This window comes from Pseudomonas ogarae (genome assembly GCF_014268695.2).
GTDB classification, from domain to species: Bacteria; Pseudomonadota; Gammaproteobacteria; order Pseudomonadales; family Pseudomonadaceae; genus Aquipseudomonas; species Aquipseudomonas kilonensis.
The window spans coordinates 1,950,302-1,966,618 of sequence record NZ_CP077086.1 but is presented as its reverse complement, the minus strand read 5'-3'; the positions used below and the strand labels follow the sequence as shown (position 1 = coordinate 1,966,618).

Below are 16,317 nucleotides of genomic sequence, written 5' to 3'. Positions count from 1 at the left end.
AGCTCGCTCCCACATGGGGTCCATGGGTGTCCGCGCAATGGCTGTCCACCACAAATCCCTGTGGGAGCGAGCCTGCTCGCGATAGCGGTGGGTCAGTGTCGGTGATGTTGGCTGTGCTGCAACCTTAGCGAATCCCTGCCAGCAGCACCCGGGCGGTCTGTTTGAGGGGTTCGTCACCCTCCTCGAGCAGTTCTTCAAGCAGGGTGACGGCAGTCTTCAGGTCGCCATCGTCGATGCAATTCTGTGCCTGTTCCAGCTTGACCGAGTGTTCCGGGGCCTGAGGCTCGAGGGACAGGGTGTCCAGGGAAACAGGTTCAAGGGCCAGCGGCTCAAACTCCAGCGATTGTTCTTCGTCGGCAAAGCTATCGAGGAAAGCATCGTCCAGCGACTCGGTTTCCAGTGGCGCTTCCCATTGCAAGTCCGGTTCGTCGAAACCTGAAAGCGACAAGCCCTCGACGGCATGGGGTGAAACGTCCTCTTTTTCAGCAGTATTGTCCTGGGCATCGGCGAGGTCCCAGCTGGTTTCCATGGACAGTGCATCCAGGTCCAACTCGAACTCGTCACCAGGCACCGGCTCACGTTCAGGAACAGGTGTCGGTGCCAGAGCAGGTGCAAGAACCGGTACCTGAGGTTGTACCGATGCGACTGTCGGCGCGGCGATCATGGCAACCTTGGGGGAGCGCCCGCGGATCTCCTCCAATGTCCCGGCATCGATACCCTGTGCCAGTAGATGATGTTCCTGGGCCTGGAAACCGATGACATCGCCCTGCTTGCCCAGTACCTCCAGCAACTTGAGGCCCAGGTCGGTGCGTTCCGGCTCCGCCAGCAACGCGGCGCGCAACAGCCCAGCGGCCTCGGTGAAACGACCGTAGGTCAGGTAGATCCCGACGCCCTCCAGCACATCACCCTGGGGCGTATCCCCGTTATTGAACGATGCAGCGCTCTCGGGCGGTTCCGTGTCGGGGATTGCTGCAAAGGTTTCATCGCCCTCCTCCAGCATCGGCTCGGGACGCCCGGTCATCGGTTCCAGCTCGGCCTGCTGCTGCCGACGCCGAACAAACAGTAGCAGCGCCAGCAACCCCAACAGGCCCACCAGCCCCGCCACCCATGCCCAATTGATGCCCTCTGGCTCTGCTACCGGCTCTGTAGCGGGTTGCGCTTGCGGCGCCGGTTCCGATGCAGGAAGCGCCGTTTGCGGTTGTGTCGATGCAACAGGGACTGGCGCAACCTCGGCCAGCCGGGCCTGCAATTCACTGATCTGCTGGCGCTGGCCGGCGATTTCCTCATCCTGGGCCTGGAGCCTGGCCTGCAGTTCATCGATGGTTTTCTGTTGCTGCTGGTTTTGCAGCACGCTGGCGGCCATTTGTTCATCGGACGCGGCGGGGGCCTGGCCGGCAGGGGTTGCAGCCGGCGTCGGCAGCACGGCCGAATCGGGCAACAACAAGCGCTGGCCGATGGAAAGCCGGTCACTGCCGGGGTTCAAGGCCTGGATTCCTTGCATCAGCTCATTGACCGACGCGTTGCTGCCGGCGTCATGCAGACGCTTGGCGATAATCCAGGGGTTGTCTCCCTGCACCACGGTGTAGCGCTTGCCCTGTACCGCCGGGGGCGGCTTGATGGACTGTGGGGCCGCGGAGGGTTCGTCACGGACTGGCACGATACCCGGCGTGCCCGGCGGGTCGATCAGCACGGTGTATTCGCGCAGCAGACGCCCGTTGGGCTGATTGAGCTGCACCAGGAAATTGAGAAACGGCTCCTCCACCGGCTTGTTGGAGGTCACCCGAATGAAGCTGCGATCACCGCGCAATACCGGCGTGAAGCGCAGGTTATTGAGAAAGAACACCCGCTCCACACCCGCACGACTGAAATCGTCCGGGCTCGCCAGGCTGGCCGACAGATCGCCCTCGCCGATCCCGGCCACATCGACCAGGGCGATATCGGCGCGTAGCGGCTGGTTCAGGGCGGAATGGAGCGTGATCTCGCCAAGCCCCAGCGCTGACGCCAAAGCCGGAAACCCCAAGGCACCCACGACGACCGACACGTTGACCCAACTGCGCAACGTGGACTGCAAACTTTCAAGCATGGGCATCCCTTTCGACTACCAGACTGAGCGTAAACGCATCCAATACGATCACTTAGTACTGGTTATAGTTCGCTAACCGGCGAATCTCAAAAGTCTGACGCCAGGGATATGCCTCAGGACTTTTCCAGGTTGGCCAGGATCGTGCCGTGGACCCGCATGCACACGCGCATGTCCGCCTCGTCGACACCTTCGAACAGCTCCCGACGCAATTGTGTGGCAATGGTTTCGATTTGTTCGATCAAGGGGAGTGCCGGTGCGCAGAGCACGATTTTCTTGGCCCGGCGGTCCTCGGCCACAGCCTGGCGCTGCACCAGCCCCTGGGTTTCCAGGCTGTCGAGCAACCGAGCCAGGGTCGGGCCTTCGACGGCGACACTCTGGGCCAGTTCACGCTGGGTCGGCGCCTGTTCGAAACGGGCCAGGTGCAACAGTACCAGCCAACGCGCCTGGGACAGGCCCAGCCCGGCCAGGCGACGATCCAGTTCGGCACGCCAGCCTCGAGACATTTGCGCCAACTGCATGCCAAAACGGTGTTGATCGGTTAACGGCATAAAAAAACTCATCAGATCTGAAATAGAGAAAAACTAATTATTAGTCAGCTAAGCATGAGCTTTGGATTCAAGCAAGGCTCGCCTTGTACTGAATCGTTAAAGGAACGCAACTCACTGATCAGACTTCAAATTCCGACTGCAACGCAGCCCTGACGCAGTACAGCACGCCTTCGGGAACTCGTCCGACAAACAGTGCAGCGACTTCAGACACTGGGGGTAACTCACCTTCGCCATCCAGGAACGCGTCCTGAACCTCGCCCATCAGTTCCTCAGGCAGATCCAGCGCCTGCTCCAGGGACAACTGCTGTTTGCCGATGGCCTCGGCCAGCATCGTGTAGACGTTCTTTTCCGAGCACTGCAATTGCCCGGCGATCTGCAATGGCGTCATGCCGGCCCGAGCCAGCGTGATGAGTTCGTGGCGCACATCGGCCACCGCTTTCGGTGCTTCGGCCTCGCCACCCAGTACCTGGAGGAAGGCCTCGCCATACCGCTCCAGCTTGCGCGCGCCCACGCCACTGACCCGAGCCATTTCCTCCAGGGAGGTGGGCTGGCTGCGGAGCATTTCCAGCAGCGTCGAGTCGGGAAAGATGACGTACGGCGGGACACCGTGTTCCTCGGCCAGCTTGCGCCGCAAGGCGCGCAAGGCTTCCCATTGGTCGCGCTCTTCGCCACGCACCAGTTGGCTGGCCTGGCTCTTGCTGCTCTTGACCGCCGTTGCCGGCTTGAGGTCACGGCGCAGTTCGAGGGTGACCTCGCCTTTGAGCAACGGCCGGCACGTCGCACTCAGGCGCAGGCCGCCGTAGCCTTCCAGGTCGATGTCGGCCAGACCGCGGGCCACCAGTTGTCGGAATAATGAACGCCACTCACTCTCGGTGCGCGCCTTGCCCACGCCGAACACCGACAGGTGCTGGTGACCAAAGTTGCGGACCTTCTCGTTGTCCTTGCCCAGCAACACGTCCACCAGATGCCCGACGCCATAGCGCTGGCCGGTACGGAAAATCGCCGACAAGGCCTGGCGGGCCGGTTCGGTGGCGTCCCAGGTTTCCACGCCATCAACGCAGTTGTCGCAATGCCCGCAAGGCTGGGGCATGTCTTCGTCAAAATAGGCCAGCAAGGTCTGGCGACGGCAGCGGGTTTCTTCGCACAGCGAGAGCATCGCATCGAGCTTGTGCTGCTCCAGGCGCTTGTGGCGCTCATCGCCTTCGGAGTTCTGCAGCATCTGCTTGAGCATCACCACGTCTTGCAGGCCGTAGGCCATCCAGGCGTCGGCCGGCAAGCCATCACGGCCGGCACGTCCGGTTTCCTGGTAGTACGCCTCGAGGGACTTGGGCAGGTCCAGGTGCGCGACAAAACGCACGTTGGGCTTGTCGATGCCCATACCGAACGCAATGGTGGCCACCATGATCAGACCTTCCTCGTTGAGGAAGCGCTTCTGGTGATAGGCCCGCAGGTCGTTGGGCAGACCGGCGTGATACGGCAAGGCCGGGAACCCCTGCTCACACAGGAACGCGGCCACTTCATCGACCTTCTTGCGTGACAGGCAATAGACAATGCCGGCATCGCTGCGGCGCTCGGCGAGAAACGCCAGCAACTGCTTGCGCGGCTGCTCCTTGGGCACGATGCGGTAGAAAATATTGGGGCGGTCGAAGCTGGACAGGAACCGCTCGGCATCCTGCAAGTGCAGGCGCTCGACGATTTCCTCGCGGGTGCGCTTGTCGGCGGTGGCGGTCAGGGCGATGCGCGGCACGTCGGGGAACAGTTCCGCCAATTGCCCCAGTTGCAGGTATTCGCGACGGAAATCATGGCCCCATTGGGACACGCAGTGAGCTTCATCGATGGCGAACAGGGCGATTTCCAGGCTCTGCAAGAACGCCAGCATGCGCGGCTGCACCAGGCGTTCCGGGGCCAGGTACAACATCTTCACTTCGCCGCGCTTGATCCGCGTCGCCAGGTCCCGCTGCTGCTCGGCGCTGAGGGTGGAGTTCAGCGCAGCGGCGGCGACCCCCAGTTCTTCAAGGGTCGCGACCTGGTCGTCCATCAATGCGATCAGCGGCGATACCACCACCGCCAGACCGTCGCGCAACAGCGCCGGGACCTGGAAGCACAAGGATTTGCCGCCGCCGGTGGGCATGAGCACCAGGGCATCGCCACCGCTGGCCACGCGCTCAATAATGGCACCCTGGCGGCCACGGAAACTGTCGTAGCCGAAGATGTCCTTGAGGACGCGTTGAGCCTGTTCGAGCATAAAAACTCCAAAAATCACCAAAACATCCCTGCAAGGCTGGTTCAGGATCACAAACGCTGCACCGGCAAATCGTAAGTGTGCGTTTCGAACCGGCGGGACGCCGCAGGGCATCACAAAACGCGGCAGTATACCCGAGGCCTTCGTTGCAAAGGGGGCTGCTGACAGGAGGTGCTAGCGGCTGGGATGCCCAACACATTGCTTCTGTTGCCACAAGTCCTGTGGGAGCGAGCTTGCTCGCGATAGCGGTGGGTCATTTTGAGAAGGTGCTGGATGTGCCGCCCTCATCGCGAGCAAGCTCGCTCCCACATTTGATCTGCGGTGCCCTCCATTTGTGTCCCCCCCGGCCTTCAAGAGGCAAATACGCCACGCGGCTGGCCTGGGCGCTCAAGAAGGCCTAGAATTCCCGCATTGTTTATTCCCCAAGGTAGCCCGTAATGTCCTTCGCTGAGCAACTGACCCGCCTGCAAGTCTTCCTCGACGCCGATGAGCTGCACGAAGAGGCGCTGGACTACGTGGCCGCTCACGGCTATCTGACCGCCCTGTCCATCTGCGCAGAAACGGTGCCGGACCGTGAATGGATCGACGCCCTGTTCGCCGAAGAGCCGCATTACAGCGACGAAGCCCAGCGTGCCGAGATCGAAGCCACGCTGGTCGGCCTCAAGGCCCACATCGCCCGTCAACTGGCCTCCGACGAAGAATTCGAACTGCCGTGCGACCTGGACCTGGGCGATGACCCGGACGATTCGGAGTTGCGTGGCTGGTGCATCGGCTTCATGGAAGGCGTGTTCCTGCGCGAAGCCGCCTGGTTCGAAACCGCCGAAGAGGAAGTCAGCGAAATGCTGCTGCCGATCATGGTTGGTTCCGGCCTGTTCGACGAGCAACCGGAGTTTTCCGACATCGCCGCCGACGCCAACCTGATGGACGACATGATCGTCCAGATCCCGGAAGCCCTCACCGCCCTGTACCTGCTGTGCAACGCCCCGGACGAGAAACCGGCGATCCTCAAGCCTCGCCACCACTGAGTGAGCGGGTGCCCTCGCCAGTCGGCAATCGCCCGCTGATCCTGCGTTACGCTCTGCTGGCCATCGGCTGGCTGAGCGTCGTGCTGGGGGTCATCGGCATTTTCGTCCCTGTGCTGCCCACCACCCCATTCCTGCTACTGGCGGCGGCCTGCTTCGCTCGCAGCTCGCCGCGCTTCTACCAATGGCTGGTAGAACATCCCCGCCTCGGCCCGTGGATCCGCGACTACCTCAGCGGCAACGGCATCCCGCTCAAGGGCAAGGTCTATGCCATCGGGCTGATGTGGGCGAGCATCCTCTTTTCCTGCTACCTGGTGCCCCTGCCGTGGGCCCGGGGGTTCATGCTCACCAGTGCGGTGCTGGTGACGGTTTATATCCTCAGGCAGAAGACATTGCGCAAACCCTGAGTGTGGGGCTGTGCTTACCCTGTGTACATCTGGAAGTACAGCGCTGCCCACTGTGGCAAGGGAGCTTGCTCCCGCTGGGTGGCGAAGCCGCCCCAAATGGACCTGACGTGGTCTTCCAGGCAGACCGCAGCAACCGGTTTACGACTGCTGCGCAGCCGAGCGGGAGCAAGCTCCCTCGCCACAAAGGCAAAACCCGCCATGTCCAGACCGGAGATGGCGGGTTTTGTCGTTTCAGCTCAGCTCAGCTCAGCTCAGCTCAGCTCACACCGTATCCACTTTCAACGAATGATCATTCAACATCCCATTGATGATGGTCGCCGTATCCGCTCCGCCGATGATTCCCCCCGCTCCCGGCGTGACGCCGTAATGACTGGCAAGGTTGACGCCGGCCAGGTCGATGGTCTGGTTCGGCGTGGCACCGGCAATGGCGCTGACATCGATGCTGGTGACGACCGAAGCACCGCTGCCGCTCACGCTGAAATGCAGGTAATCATCCAGTGACGCCGCGCTGCCGTTCTCCCCTTGCAACAGCTGGGACAGGTCGAGTTTGTCGACGCCGGGCGCGAAATCGGTGATCACGTCGTGGCCGCTGTTGCCTGCCTGCCATTGGAAGGTATCGGCACCGCTGCCGCCGGTCAGGGTGTTGTTACCCAGGCCGCCGATCAACAAGTCATCGCCACCACCGCCATTGAGCACGTCATGGCCCAATCCGCCGTTGATGCGGTTGCTGGCACCGTCGCCGATGAGGGTGTCGTTGAAGTTCGAACCCATCAGGTTTTCGATGCCTGCCAGTGTGTCGGTGCCGGCGCCAAGGGTGTTCTGCGCCGCCAGCAGGCCCAGGTTGACGGTGACCCCGGCGGTCGCGTGAGCATAGCTCGCGGTGTCGTTGCCCGTACCGCCGTCAAGCAGATCATTCCCCGCGCCACTGTAGAGCAAGTCATCGCCTGCCCCGCCATGCAGGGTGTTGTTGCCCGAACCGGCGCTGAGGATGTCGTTGCCGTCGCCTGCGTTGAGGAGGTTATCGCCGTTGCCGGCCACCAGCACATCATCGCCACTGGTGCCCGTCAGGGTATGGCCCGCCTGATAGCTGATGTCTACCGATGCGCTGTCACTGCCGCCGTGGTTGTCGCTGGCGGTGTAGCTGCCGTGGTAATCCGGCGTTTTGTCCTGTGCCCCGGCATAGTCGACGGTCAGGGTCAGTTGATAGTTTTCCGCCGTGTTGGAATTACCGCCGCCAGGATTGGCGATGTTGATGACGTGGATCTGGTAGTTGCCATCCGCTGCCGCTGTGAACGAAGCACCATCGTTGATCGCAATGAATGGCCCGCCGTTGAGTGAATACTCCATCGCAATGCGACCGGCCGAAAGGTTGTGATCCAGGGTGAGGGTTTCGCCCTGTTTGAGGCTGATGTTGAGCCGGTCTTCATCGTTGGCGTTGTTATTGGACACCATCCCCAGTGCACCGCTGACCACCAGCATCGCCGTCATGCTCGCGGTATTGGCGACGAAGGCACTGCGGCTGAGGTTGATCGACTGCACGTTGTTGCCGGTGAAACTGGCCGTGCCGGTGCTGCCAGTGAAATCCCCGCCTTTGGCGGTCCAACCGGTATTGAAACTGGTGGGTGATGCGGTGAGCGGATCGCCGTTGACGTCGCTGTCGTTGCCCAGCAGCAACTCACCCGGGATCACGATGTTGCCCGACAGCACGTTGGTGATGATGTTGTCGTCGACAGCGATCGGCGGGCTGTTGGGCACGACGTTGATCACCAGGTTGGAACTGGCCAGATCGCCATCGTTGTCACTGACGGTGTAGCCAATGTGCTCGGTAATCAGGGTGCTGGTGGCGGTCTGGGAGGTGTAGCTGAACGCACCGGTATCCAGATTGACCACCAGGGTGCCGTCATGATCGGTGGCGATGCTCAGTGTGTTGGTAGCGGTATTGAAGGAGCCATGGTTGAGCCCGCCGCTGGCGGTCAGCGCACCGTGGCCACCGTTGGCCGCCGGGTCGTAGCTGTACGTGGTGCCATCGACCACCAGGCTTTTGATAAACCCGCCATCGGCGCCGAACGAGCCCCCCTCGCCCAGCAGGTTGCCGGTGACCGGCGCGCCTTGCACGGTGTCGGAAAGCACCGAGTTGAGCTGGTTCAGGTCGGTGACCACCACCGCGTTGGTGTTGGTGTGGGCGCTGCCGTCGTAGGCCAGCGGGTCGAGGTGTGTGTTGCTGACACCGCCGCCCAGGCCGATGGCGTAGTTCTTGATGCCGTTGGCGTCGAGAAAGGCTTTCCAGGCGGCCTCGTCTGCCGAGCCGATTTCGCCCAAGGTCGGCTTGCCGTCGGAGAAGAAATAGCCAACGTTCTGTGCGCCGGTCAGTTGGCCGGGATTTGCGAACGCAGTCTTGGCCATCGCCACGGCAGCATCATAATTGGTGTCACCGTGGGCATTCAGCGCGGAGATCAGCGTCTTGGCCGTAGCCACATCCACCCACAGGGTGCTCTGCTCGGTAGCGCTGCCGCTGAAGGTCACGAGCTGGACTTTCACATCGCCCATGTCGTCGTATTTGTCGAGCAAGGCGCTGATCGCCTGTTTCGCCAGTTCCATCCGCGAAAGCCCCGACACGCCGGAGGCGTCTTTCATGCTGCCGGACACGTCGAGCACGATCAGCAGGTTCGTATCGATCTCCACCGCCGTGACCGAACGCTCGGACGCGACAGCCTTGGGCACGTCATCGACAATGCTGACCACCAGGCTGCCGGTGGTGCTGTTGCCCAGGGTGTCCGTGGCTTGGTAGGTGAAGCTTTCGCTCAACATGTTCGGGCCATCGTTAGCATGGGGCGTGGTCGTGGCCGGCGAGGTCAGGGTGTAGGTATAAGAACCGTCGGGCTGAAGTGACAGTTGACCGTAGGCACCAGTGGCGTTGCCCACCAGGGTGAACGTGACGGCGCCGGTGGCACCACTGATCGAGCCGACCAAGCTACCGCTGGCGGTTTCACTGGTGGCACTCGGCTCGCTGCCAGTGACGGTGCCGGGGGCCAGGTCCTGGCCGTCCTGGTTCAGGTCGAGGGCTTTTTCATAGACCGTAATGTCGTGGTCGGTTTCTACGATGAGGCAGCTGTTGTGCACGTCGATGGTAACAGTGGTGGTGCTTTCATCGCCGTCGGCATCACGCACGGTGTAGGTGAACACATCGGTGGCACCCGCCGCACCGACAGCGTCGGGGTTGCTGTGGTAGACGGCGTTGCCATTGGCGTCCAGGGTCAGGTAGCCGTAGGTGCCGTTGATCTGGGTGTTCAGGCCGCCGACGGCAGGGTTCGAGGTGTCGTTGCCGGCGCGCACGCCGATCACCATGCCGCCATCCGCGCCAAGTACGTCGTTGTCCAGCACGTTGCCGTTGACCGTGCCGCCCTCCAGCACCGAGGCGAAATCGGCATGGGCGTTGGGCACGTCGTCGACGATGTCGATGACGATGGTGCTGGTGACCGTGTTGCCCAACGAGTCCGTGGCCTGGTAGGTGAAGCTTTCACTCAACACATTCGGGCCATCGTTGGCGTGAGGCGTGGTGGTGGCTGGCGAGGTCAGGGTGTAGGTGTAGGAGCCGTCGGGCTGAAGCGACAGTTGACCGTAGGCACCGTTGGCATTGCCCACCAGCGCGAAGGTCACTGCACCAACGGCACCGCTGATCGAGCCGACAAGGCTGCCACTGGCGGTCTCGCTGGTGGCACTCGGGGCACTGCCGGTGACAGTGCCGGGGGCCAGGTCCTGGCCGTCCTGGTTCAGGTCGAGGGCTTTTTCGTAGACGCTGATTTCCTGGTCAGGTGTGGCGACGAGGCAGACATCGTGGACATCGATGGTGATGGTGGTGGTGCTTTCATCGCCATCGGCGTCGCGCACGGTGTAGGTGAAAACATCGGTCGCGCCCGGGGCACTGACGGTGTTCGGGTTGCTGTGGTAGACGGCGTTGCCATTGGCGTCCAGGGTCAGGTAGCCGTAGGTGCCGTTGATCTGGGTGTTCAGGCCGCCAATCGCCGGAGTCGAGGTGTCGTTGCCAGCACGCACGCCGATCACGGCACCGCTCGCGGCCGGCCCGTCGGCGCCGCCTTCGTCGTTGTTCAGGACGTTGCCACTGACCGTCCCGCCCTCATCCACCGAGGCGGAATCCGCGTGAGCGGTCGGCAAGTCATCAACGATGTTCACGTCCAGGTTGCCGTTGGCCGTGGTGCCGTTGTCGTCGGTGACGACGACCGCAAATTGTTCGCTGAGGCTGTTGGCGCCGTTGGCGTTTGGATGGGCTTCGTTATCCAGCAAGGTGTAGCTGTAGCTGACCACGCCGGTGGTGGCGTTGAAGCCGGTGATGGTCAGGGTGTTGCCCAGCGCGGTGGTAATCGATTGTGGGAAACCGGCTGCTACACCGCCCGTGACGACGTTGATTCCCCCCACACTCAAGGTCTGCACACCGTCCAAAGCAGTAATCGTGAAAGTACCGTTTTGAGTCAGCGCCGACGCATCCGGGCTGCTGCCGTCGCTGAGGTTTTTCTCCTGCAATGACAGCTCACCGCCTTCGGTGTCGAGGCCGGTGATGATCACCGGGTCGTCGTTGTTGTGCACTTGCAACACCAGATTGGCGGTGCTGGTGTCGCCGTCGGCATCGGTCAGCGTGTAGGTGAACGTCTCGGTGCCGCTGCCCCCGCCATGCAACGCGACGAATTGCGGGTCGCTGGTGTTCAGGGTGTAGGTGTACGTGCCGTTGGGGTTGAGCACCAGGGTGCCGTAGGTGCCAGTGAACGTCCCGCCGATGATCGGCCCGCTGTCGGGACCGGTGGGGATCCGGTCGGCGCCCTGATGGTCGTTGGGCAATACGTTGCCGGTGAGGGTGACCAGGGTTTCCGACGCCGTGTTGGCGTGGCTGTCGTCGATCGCCTGGGGCACGTCATCGGTAATGTTGACGTCCAGGGTGCCGGTGGCCGTGTCGCCGTCGGTGTCGACGGCCACCACCGGGAACTGCTCGGTGATGCTGTTGGCACCGCCACCGGCAGGATGGGTTTCATTGTCCGCCAGGGTGTAGCTGTAGCTGACCACCCCCGTGGCCGGGTCATAGCCAGTGACGGTCAACGTGTTGCCCAGAGGCGATGTAATGGTCTGGGGGAAGCCCGCGGGCACGCCGCCTGTGATCACGTTGATGCCGCCGATGCTCAGGCTGCTCAGCCCGTCAGGTGCGGAAACCGTGAAGGTGCCATTTTGCACCAGCGCCCCCGGATTGCTGGCCGACCCATCGGCCAGATTGGCTTCGTTGGTGGTCAGTTCGCCGCCCTCGACATTGACCCCGTCGAGGGTCACCGGGTTATCCGGTGTCACCGGCGGCACGGTTGCATCGTCACCCGAGCTGTCCGGATCACCGGCCAGGCGCAGTAGTGGAAACTCGGGGATCCCGTTGAACCCGGCCGTCGGGAAACCGATCAGCGGATCGACCTCCCCGCCGACTTCTTCCAGCAGCACAAAACTGTGCCCGCCACCCACGCCCCCCGGGTTGCCGCCCTCGGGGCCGGCGGCCGTGGCTTCACCGGTCTGGGTCGGGTCGGCACCGGCGGCGATGGCTTGCTGCAGCTTTTGCACATCGGTCAGTTGCGCGTCGCTCGGTGCCGCCGCGTCGGCCGTGTCGACATGAGGCGCATGGTTGGCGAGCAACTGCGGGGTCAGGGTCAGGTTGCTTTCGCGGCCCAGGGTCAAGGTCTGGCCGTTTTGCATATGAACAGCCACGGCCCCTTCGGCACCGGTGACCAGGTGTTCGCCGGCATAAAGCCGATCGCCTTCGACCAGAGGCCGCCGCAGGCCACCGGCCGCTTCTGCGAAAACTTGCCCGACCACTTTGCTGACGATACCGATGAGCGCTGCCATGTGCATTTCCTCCGTTGCCGACCGCAATCGGCACCTGTCTGGGTGAAGAATCCGTCCTCGGGTTGGCGACCAAAAAAGCTGGAAAATCTGCCAGCTTTCGCGAAAGCAGAAGGTGCTGGCAATTCGCCAAAACGACAAAAAACCGTCACCAAAAACCGCCTTACACATCACCCTTTCGGCACTTCTTCACGTTGCTTAAAAATCTGCATGGAACTTTTATTGACGCCTAAAAGCCGTCAGAACCCGCAGATTCAAAGGCTTTCGCTTTGAACAATGTGCCGGTTTTTTTCAAGCACATAAGTTTTTTTCGGAATAAGTCTTATGAGAAATTCTTCTTAGGTTTTGCTCAGGATGTTCTTAGCTGTGTTGTTACAAGGTTGAAACGGTTTTGATCTTAAATACGTCAATATTTTGGCGACAAGCGAAGCACTACAGACCTCAGGAGATGCACCCCATGCGCGTTCTAACCCCCCTCTGCAGCGCGGTTTTGCTGGCCATGGCCTGCTCTTCTCAGGCGCAGGCCCTGTCCTTGACCGAAGCGATCCAGAGCACCATTGCCACTCACCCAGAGCTGGCACAACGGGTAGACAGCCGTCTGTCGGCCAATGAAGACGTCAAAGTCGCCCGAGGGGGCTTTTTCCCATCGGTGGATCTCAATGCCGGTTACGGTCGTGGCTACAGCGACAACACCACTACCCGCGCCCAGGGCAACCACCACACCAATATCCTGACCTACACCCAATCGGAGCTGCGCCTGCGGCAGATGATCTTCGACGGGTTCAACACATCCAATGAAGTGCAGCGCACCCAGGGCGTGGTCAACTCCCGGGCCTATTACGCCCAGGGCACCGCCCAGGATCTGGCGCTGCGCACCATCGAGGTCTACCTGGAAGTGCTCAAGCGTCGTGAACTGGTGACCCTGGCCAAGAACAACCTGCAGGCGCACCTGCGGGTCAACGACCAGATTGGCCTGCGCACCGAGCGTGGGGTGGGCAGCACGGCCGACTCCGACCAGTCCAATGCCCGTCGGGCCCTGGCGGAAAACAACTACGACACCGCCCAGGTCGACCTGGCCGACGCCGAGGCGAACTTCTACAGCGTGGTCGGGCGCATGCCCGATGAACTGGAAGCGCCACCCTCGACCAAAGGCGAAATGCCCGCCGACCTGCGCGAAGCCCAGCAAAGCATGGTGGATAACAATCCGTACCTGAAATCGGCCCAGGCCGACATACAGTCCGCCGAGAGCCAGTACGAAGTGGCGAAGTCGCCGTTCTATCCGCGCTTCGACGCCGAGGCGGCGGTGGGCGCCAATAACAACATCGGTGGCGAAGAAGGCCACGACAACAACTGGCGGGTCGGCGTGGTGATGAACTACAACCTGTTCCGCGGTGGCAGCGACAAGGCACGGCTGGCGTCCAACGCCCACCAGATCAACCAGGCCATGGACATTCGCAACAATGCCCTGCGCCAGCTCAACGAAGACACACGCCTGGCCTGGAACGCGATGCTCAACGCCCGCAAACAGACCCCTACCGCCCGTGAATATGCTGACACCACCGCCCGCGTGCGCGCCGCGTACCAGGATCAGTTCGGTCTCGGCCAGCGCACCCTGCTCGACCTGCTCGACAGCGAAAACGAGCTGTACAACGCCAACCGTCGCTACACCGAGGTGCGTTACACCGAGGAGTACTCGATGTACCGAGTGCTGGCGAACATGGGTCTGCTGTTGCACAAACAACGGATCGTGCTGCCGGCCGATGCGGTCGCGCAGACCGAAGTCAAGAATCAGGCTCGGCTGCCGGAACTGAAGTAGCCCCCCTCGAAAAAAAATGGGAGCAACCGACGTGACCAGCATGGAACCCGCAACCCCGAGCGCTGACCCGCGCCTGAACTTCGATGATCCCTTGCTGGACGGCCTGTTGATCCTCTGCAAACTCCATGGTGCGACGGTCAGCCGCGCCAGCCTCAGCGCCGGGCTTCCTATGGCGCACCAACGCTTGAGCCTGGACCTGCTGCCGCGCGCAGCGGCCCGGGCGAGCTTGCAGGCGCGGCTGTTGCGTCGTGAGCTGGCGGATATTTCACCCCTGAACCTGCCGGTGATGCTGATCCTGGCGGGGGGCCGCTGTGCGGTACTCAGGCGCTGGGGCGAGGACGGCAAGGCGCTGATCCTGCCCAGCGAAGCCGACGGCGGCGAGCAATGGGTCAGCCGCGAAGAACTGACCCTGGACTACAGTGGCCAGGCCTTGTTCGCCCGGCCGCGCCATGAACTCGAAGACTTGCGCTCGCCCCTGGTGCCGCGCGTCGAGGCGTGGTTTCGCGACACCTTGAAACTGTCGCGCTGGCTGTACAGCGACGCGATCCTGGCGAGCTTCCTGATCAACCTGCTGGGGCTGATGGTGCCGCTGTTCGTCATGCAGACCTACGACCGCGTGGTGCCGAACCAGGCCACGTCGACCTTATGGGTGCTGGCCGTGGGGCTGTTGATCGGCACCGGTTTCGAACTGGTATTGCGGGTGGTGCGCGCCCATCTGCTGGACACCGCCGGCAAGAAAACCGACGTGATTCTCTCCGCCACCCTGTTCGAGCGCATCACCGGCATGGCGATGAAGGCCAAGCCAGTGACCATCGGCGGCTTCGCCCAGAGCATCCACGACTTCCAGGGCCTGCGCGAATTCCTCACCGCGGTGACCCTCACCAGCCTGATCGACCTGCCCTTCGCCCTGCTGATGCTGGTGGTGATCGGCCTGCTGGGCGGCTGGCTGGTGGTGATTCCGGTGGTGGCGTTTCCGATCACCATTGTCTTCGCGATGATCATCCAGGCGCGCCTGCGCGACACCGTGGAAAAAAGCCTGGCGCTGGGCGCCCAGCGCCAAGCCCTGCTGATCGAAACCCTCGGCGGCCTGGAAACCCTCAAGGCCTGCAGCGCCGAGAGCGAGCGCCAGCATCAATGGGAAAGCACCCACGGCGCCCTCACCCGCCTGGACAGCCACGCGCGCAACCTCTCGGCACTGGCGACCAACGGCACGTTGTTCCTGCAACAACTGGCGGGCATGGCGACCATCGTCGCCGGGGTCTACAGCATCATCGCCGGCAACCTCAGCGTCGGCGCGCTGGTGGCGACCTACATGCTCGGCAGCCGGGTGCTCGCCCCGCTCGGGCAGATCGCCGGGCTGATCACCCGTTACCAGCAAGCCCAGCTCACCATGCGCAGCACCGATGCTTTGATGGCGTTGCCCCAGGAACGTGACGCCAAGCAGCGGCCCCTGGATCGCACCCAATTGCAGGGCGCACTGGACGTCAACGGCGTGACATTCCATTACAACGGCCAGAATGCCCCGGCGCTGGCCAATATCAGTTTCAGCCTCAAACCCGGTGAACGGGTCGGGATCATCGGCCGCAGTGGCTCGGGCAAGAGCACCCTGGCGCGCCTGGTGATGGGTTTCTATGCGCCGGAGGAAGGCCAACTGCTGCTGGACGGCCTGGACCTGCGGCAACTGGACGTCGCCGACCTGCGCCAACAGATCGGCTACGTCGCCCATGACCTGCCGCTGCTGGCCGGCAGCCTGCGGGACAATCTCACCTTGGGCGCCCGCTACGTCAGCGACGCGCGCATGTTGGAAGTGGCGGAACTGACCGGTGTCACCGAACTGGCGCGCCAGCATCCCCAAGGCTTCGACCGCCCGGTGGGCGAGCGCGGGCAACTGCTCTCCGGCGGCCAACGCCAGGCCGTGCTACTGGCCCGGGCCTTGCTGCTCGACCCGCCGATCCTGCTGCTGGACGAACCCACCAGCGCCATGGACAACAGCAGCGAAGACGTCTTGCGGCAGAAGCTGCATACCCATGTACAGGGCAAGACCGTGCTGCTGGTCACCCACCGCACCTCGATGCTGAGCCTGGTGGACCGCTTGGTGGTGCTGGATAACGGCCGGATCGTGGCCGATGGCCCGAAAGAGGCGGTGATCGATGCGCTGCGCAAGGGGCGTGTGGGCTCTGCGGCGGTATAGCTGCCAACACATACCACTGTGGCGAGGGAGCTTGCTCCCGCTGGGCGGCGAAGCAGCCCCAAGGCCATTCACTCGGTTGTGTCAGGCGGACCGCGCCGGCAGGTTTTACGACGGCTTCGCCG

8 protein-coding genes are annotated in these 16,317 nt (G+C 62.6%); 4 read left to right on the top strand and 4 right to left on the bottom strand.

Features of this window, described 5'->3' with window-relative positions:
• Positions 1 to 124: 124 nt before the first annotated feature.
• The 3 genes from HU749_RS08770 to recQ all read right to left on the bottom strand — a co-directional run bounded on the left by HU749_RS08770 (position 125) and on the right by recQ (position 4,876).
• On the bottom strand, positions 125 to 2,083 hold the full coding sequence (locus HU749_RS08770) for a FimV/HubP family polar landmark protein (RefSeq protein WP_186649678.1): 1,959 nt from the start codon (positions 2,081 to 2,083) through the stop codon (positions 125 to 127).
• 113 nt (positions 2,084 to 2,196) lie between these two features.
• Positions 2,197 to 2,631, bottom strand: a complete 435-nt coding sequence (locus HU749_RS08765; protein WP_003199001.1) for a MarR family transcriptional regulator — start codon at positions 2,629 to 2,631, stop codon at positions 2,197 to 2,199.
• Positions 2,632 to 2,749: 118 nt separating this feature from the next.
• A complete protein-coding gene (gene recQ, locus HU749_RS08760) occupies positions 2,750 to 4,876 on the bottom strand; it encodes a DNA helicase RecQ (RefSeq protein WP_046062965.1) in 2,127 nt (708 codons plus the stop codon).
• A 434-nt stretch (positions 4,877 to 5,310) separates the two neighbouring features.
• Here recQ and HU749_RS08755 point away from each other — a divergent pair, with 434 nt between their 5' ends.
• Positions 5,311 to 5,898: a UPF0149 family protein gene (locus HU749_RS08755; RefSeq protein WP_003198997.1), complete on the top strand. Its 588-nt coding sequence runs from the start codon at positions 5,311 to 5,313 to the stop codon at positions 5,896 to 5,898.
• Between the two features lie 8 nt (positions 5,899 to 5,906).
• Positions 5,907 to 6,302, top strand: coding sequence for a YbaN family protein (locus HU749_RS08750; RefSeq protein ID WP_014337115.1), 396 nt, complete (start codon positions 5,907 to 5,909; stop codon positions 6,300 to 6,302).
• Between the two features lie 261 nt (positions 6,303 to 6,563).
• On the opposite strand, the gene HU749_RS08745 is transcribed toward HU749_RS08750, so the two are convergent.
• On the bottom strand, positions 6,564 to 12,191 hold the full coding sequence (locus HU749_RS08745; RefSeq protein ID WP_217870567.1) for a retention module-containing protein: 5,628 nt from the start codon (positions 12,189 to 12,191) through the stop codon (positions 6,564 to 6,566).
• A 454-nt stretch (positions 12,192 to 12,645) separates the two neighbouring features.
• On the opposite strand from HU749_RS08745, the gene HU749_RS08740 reads away from it, so the two are divergent.
• Together HU749_RS08740 and HU749_RS08735 are read left to right on the top strand one after the other, a co-directional pair.
• Entirely contained in the window at positions 12,646 to 14,004 is a 1,359-nt protein-coding gene (locus HU749_RS08740) for a TolC family outer membrane protein (protein ID WP_014337113.1), read from the top strand.
• Between the two features lie 31 nt (positions 14,005 to 14,035).
• A complete protein-coding gene (locus tag HU749_RS08735; RefSeq protein ID WP_046063049.1) occupies positions 14,036 to 16,195 on the top strand; it encodes a type I secretion system permease/ATPase in 2,160 nt (719 codons plus the stop codon).
• Positions 16,196 to 16,317 lie beyond the last annotated feature (122 nt).

What these genes read in the sequence shown, in the direction of transcription:
- HU749_RS08770 (WP_186649678.1), bottom strand. Translation starts at nt 2,083, where the DNA reads ATGCTTGAAAGTTTGCAGTCCACGTTGCGCAGTTGGGTCAACGTGTCG.
- HU749_RS08765 (WP_003199001.1), bottom strand. Translation starts at nt 2,631, where the DNA reads ATGCCGTTAACCGATCAACACCGTTTTGGCATGCAGTTGGCGCAAATG.
- recQ (WP_046062965.1), bottom strand. Translation starts at nt 4,876, where the DNA reads ATGCTCGAACAGGCTCAACGCGTCCTCAAGGACATCTTCGGCTACGAC.
- HU749_RS08755 (WP_003198997.1), top strand. Translation starts at nt 5,311, where the DNA reads ATGTCCTTCGCTGAGCAACTGACCCGCCTGCAAGTCTTCCTCGACGCC.
- HU749_RS08745 (WP_217870567.1), bottom strand. Translation starts at nt 12,191, where the DNA reads ATGGCAGCGCTCATCGGTATCGTCAGCAAAGTGGTCGGGCAAGTTTTC.
- HU749_RS08740 (WP_014337113.1), top strand. Translation starts at nt 12,646, where the DNA reads ATGCGCGTTCTAACCCCCCTCTGCAGCGCGGTTTTGCTGGCCATGGCC.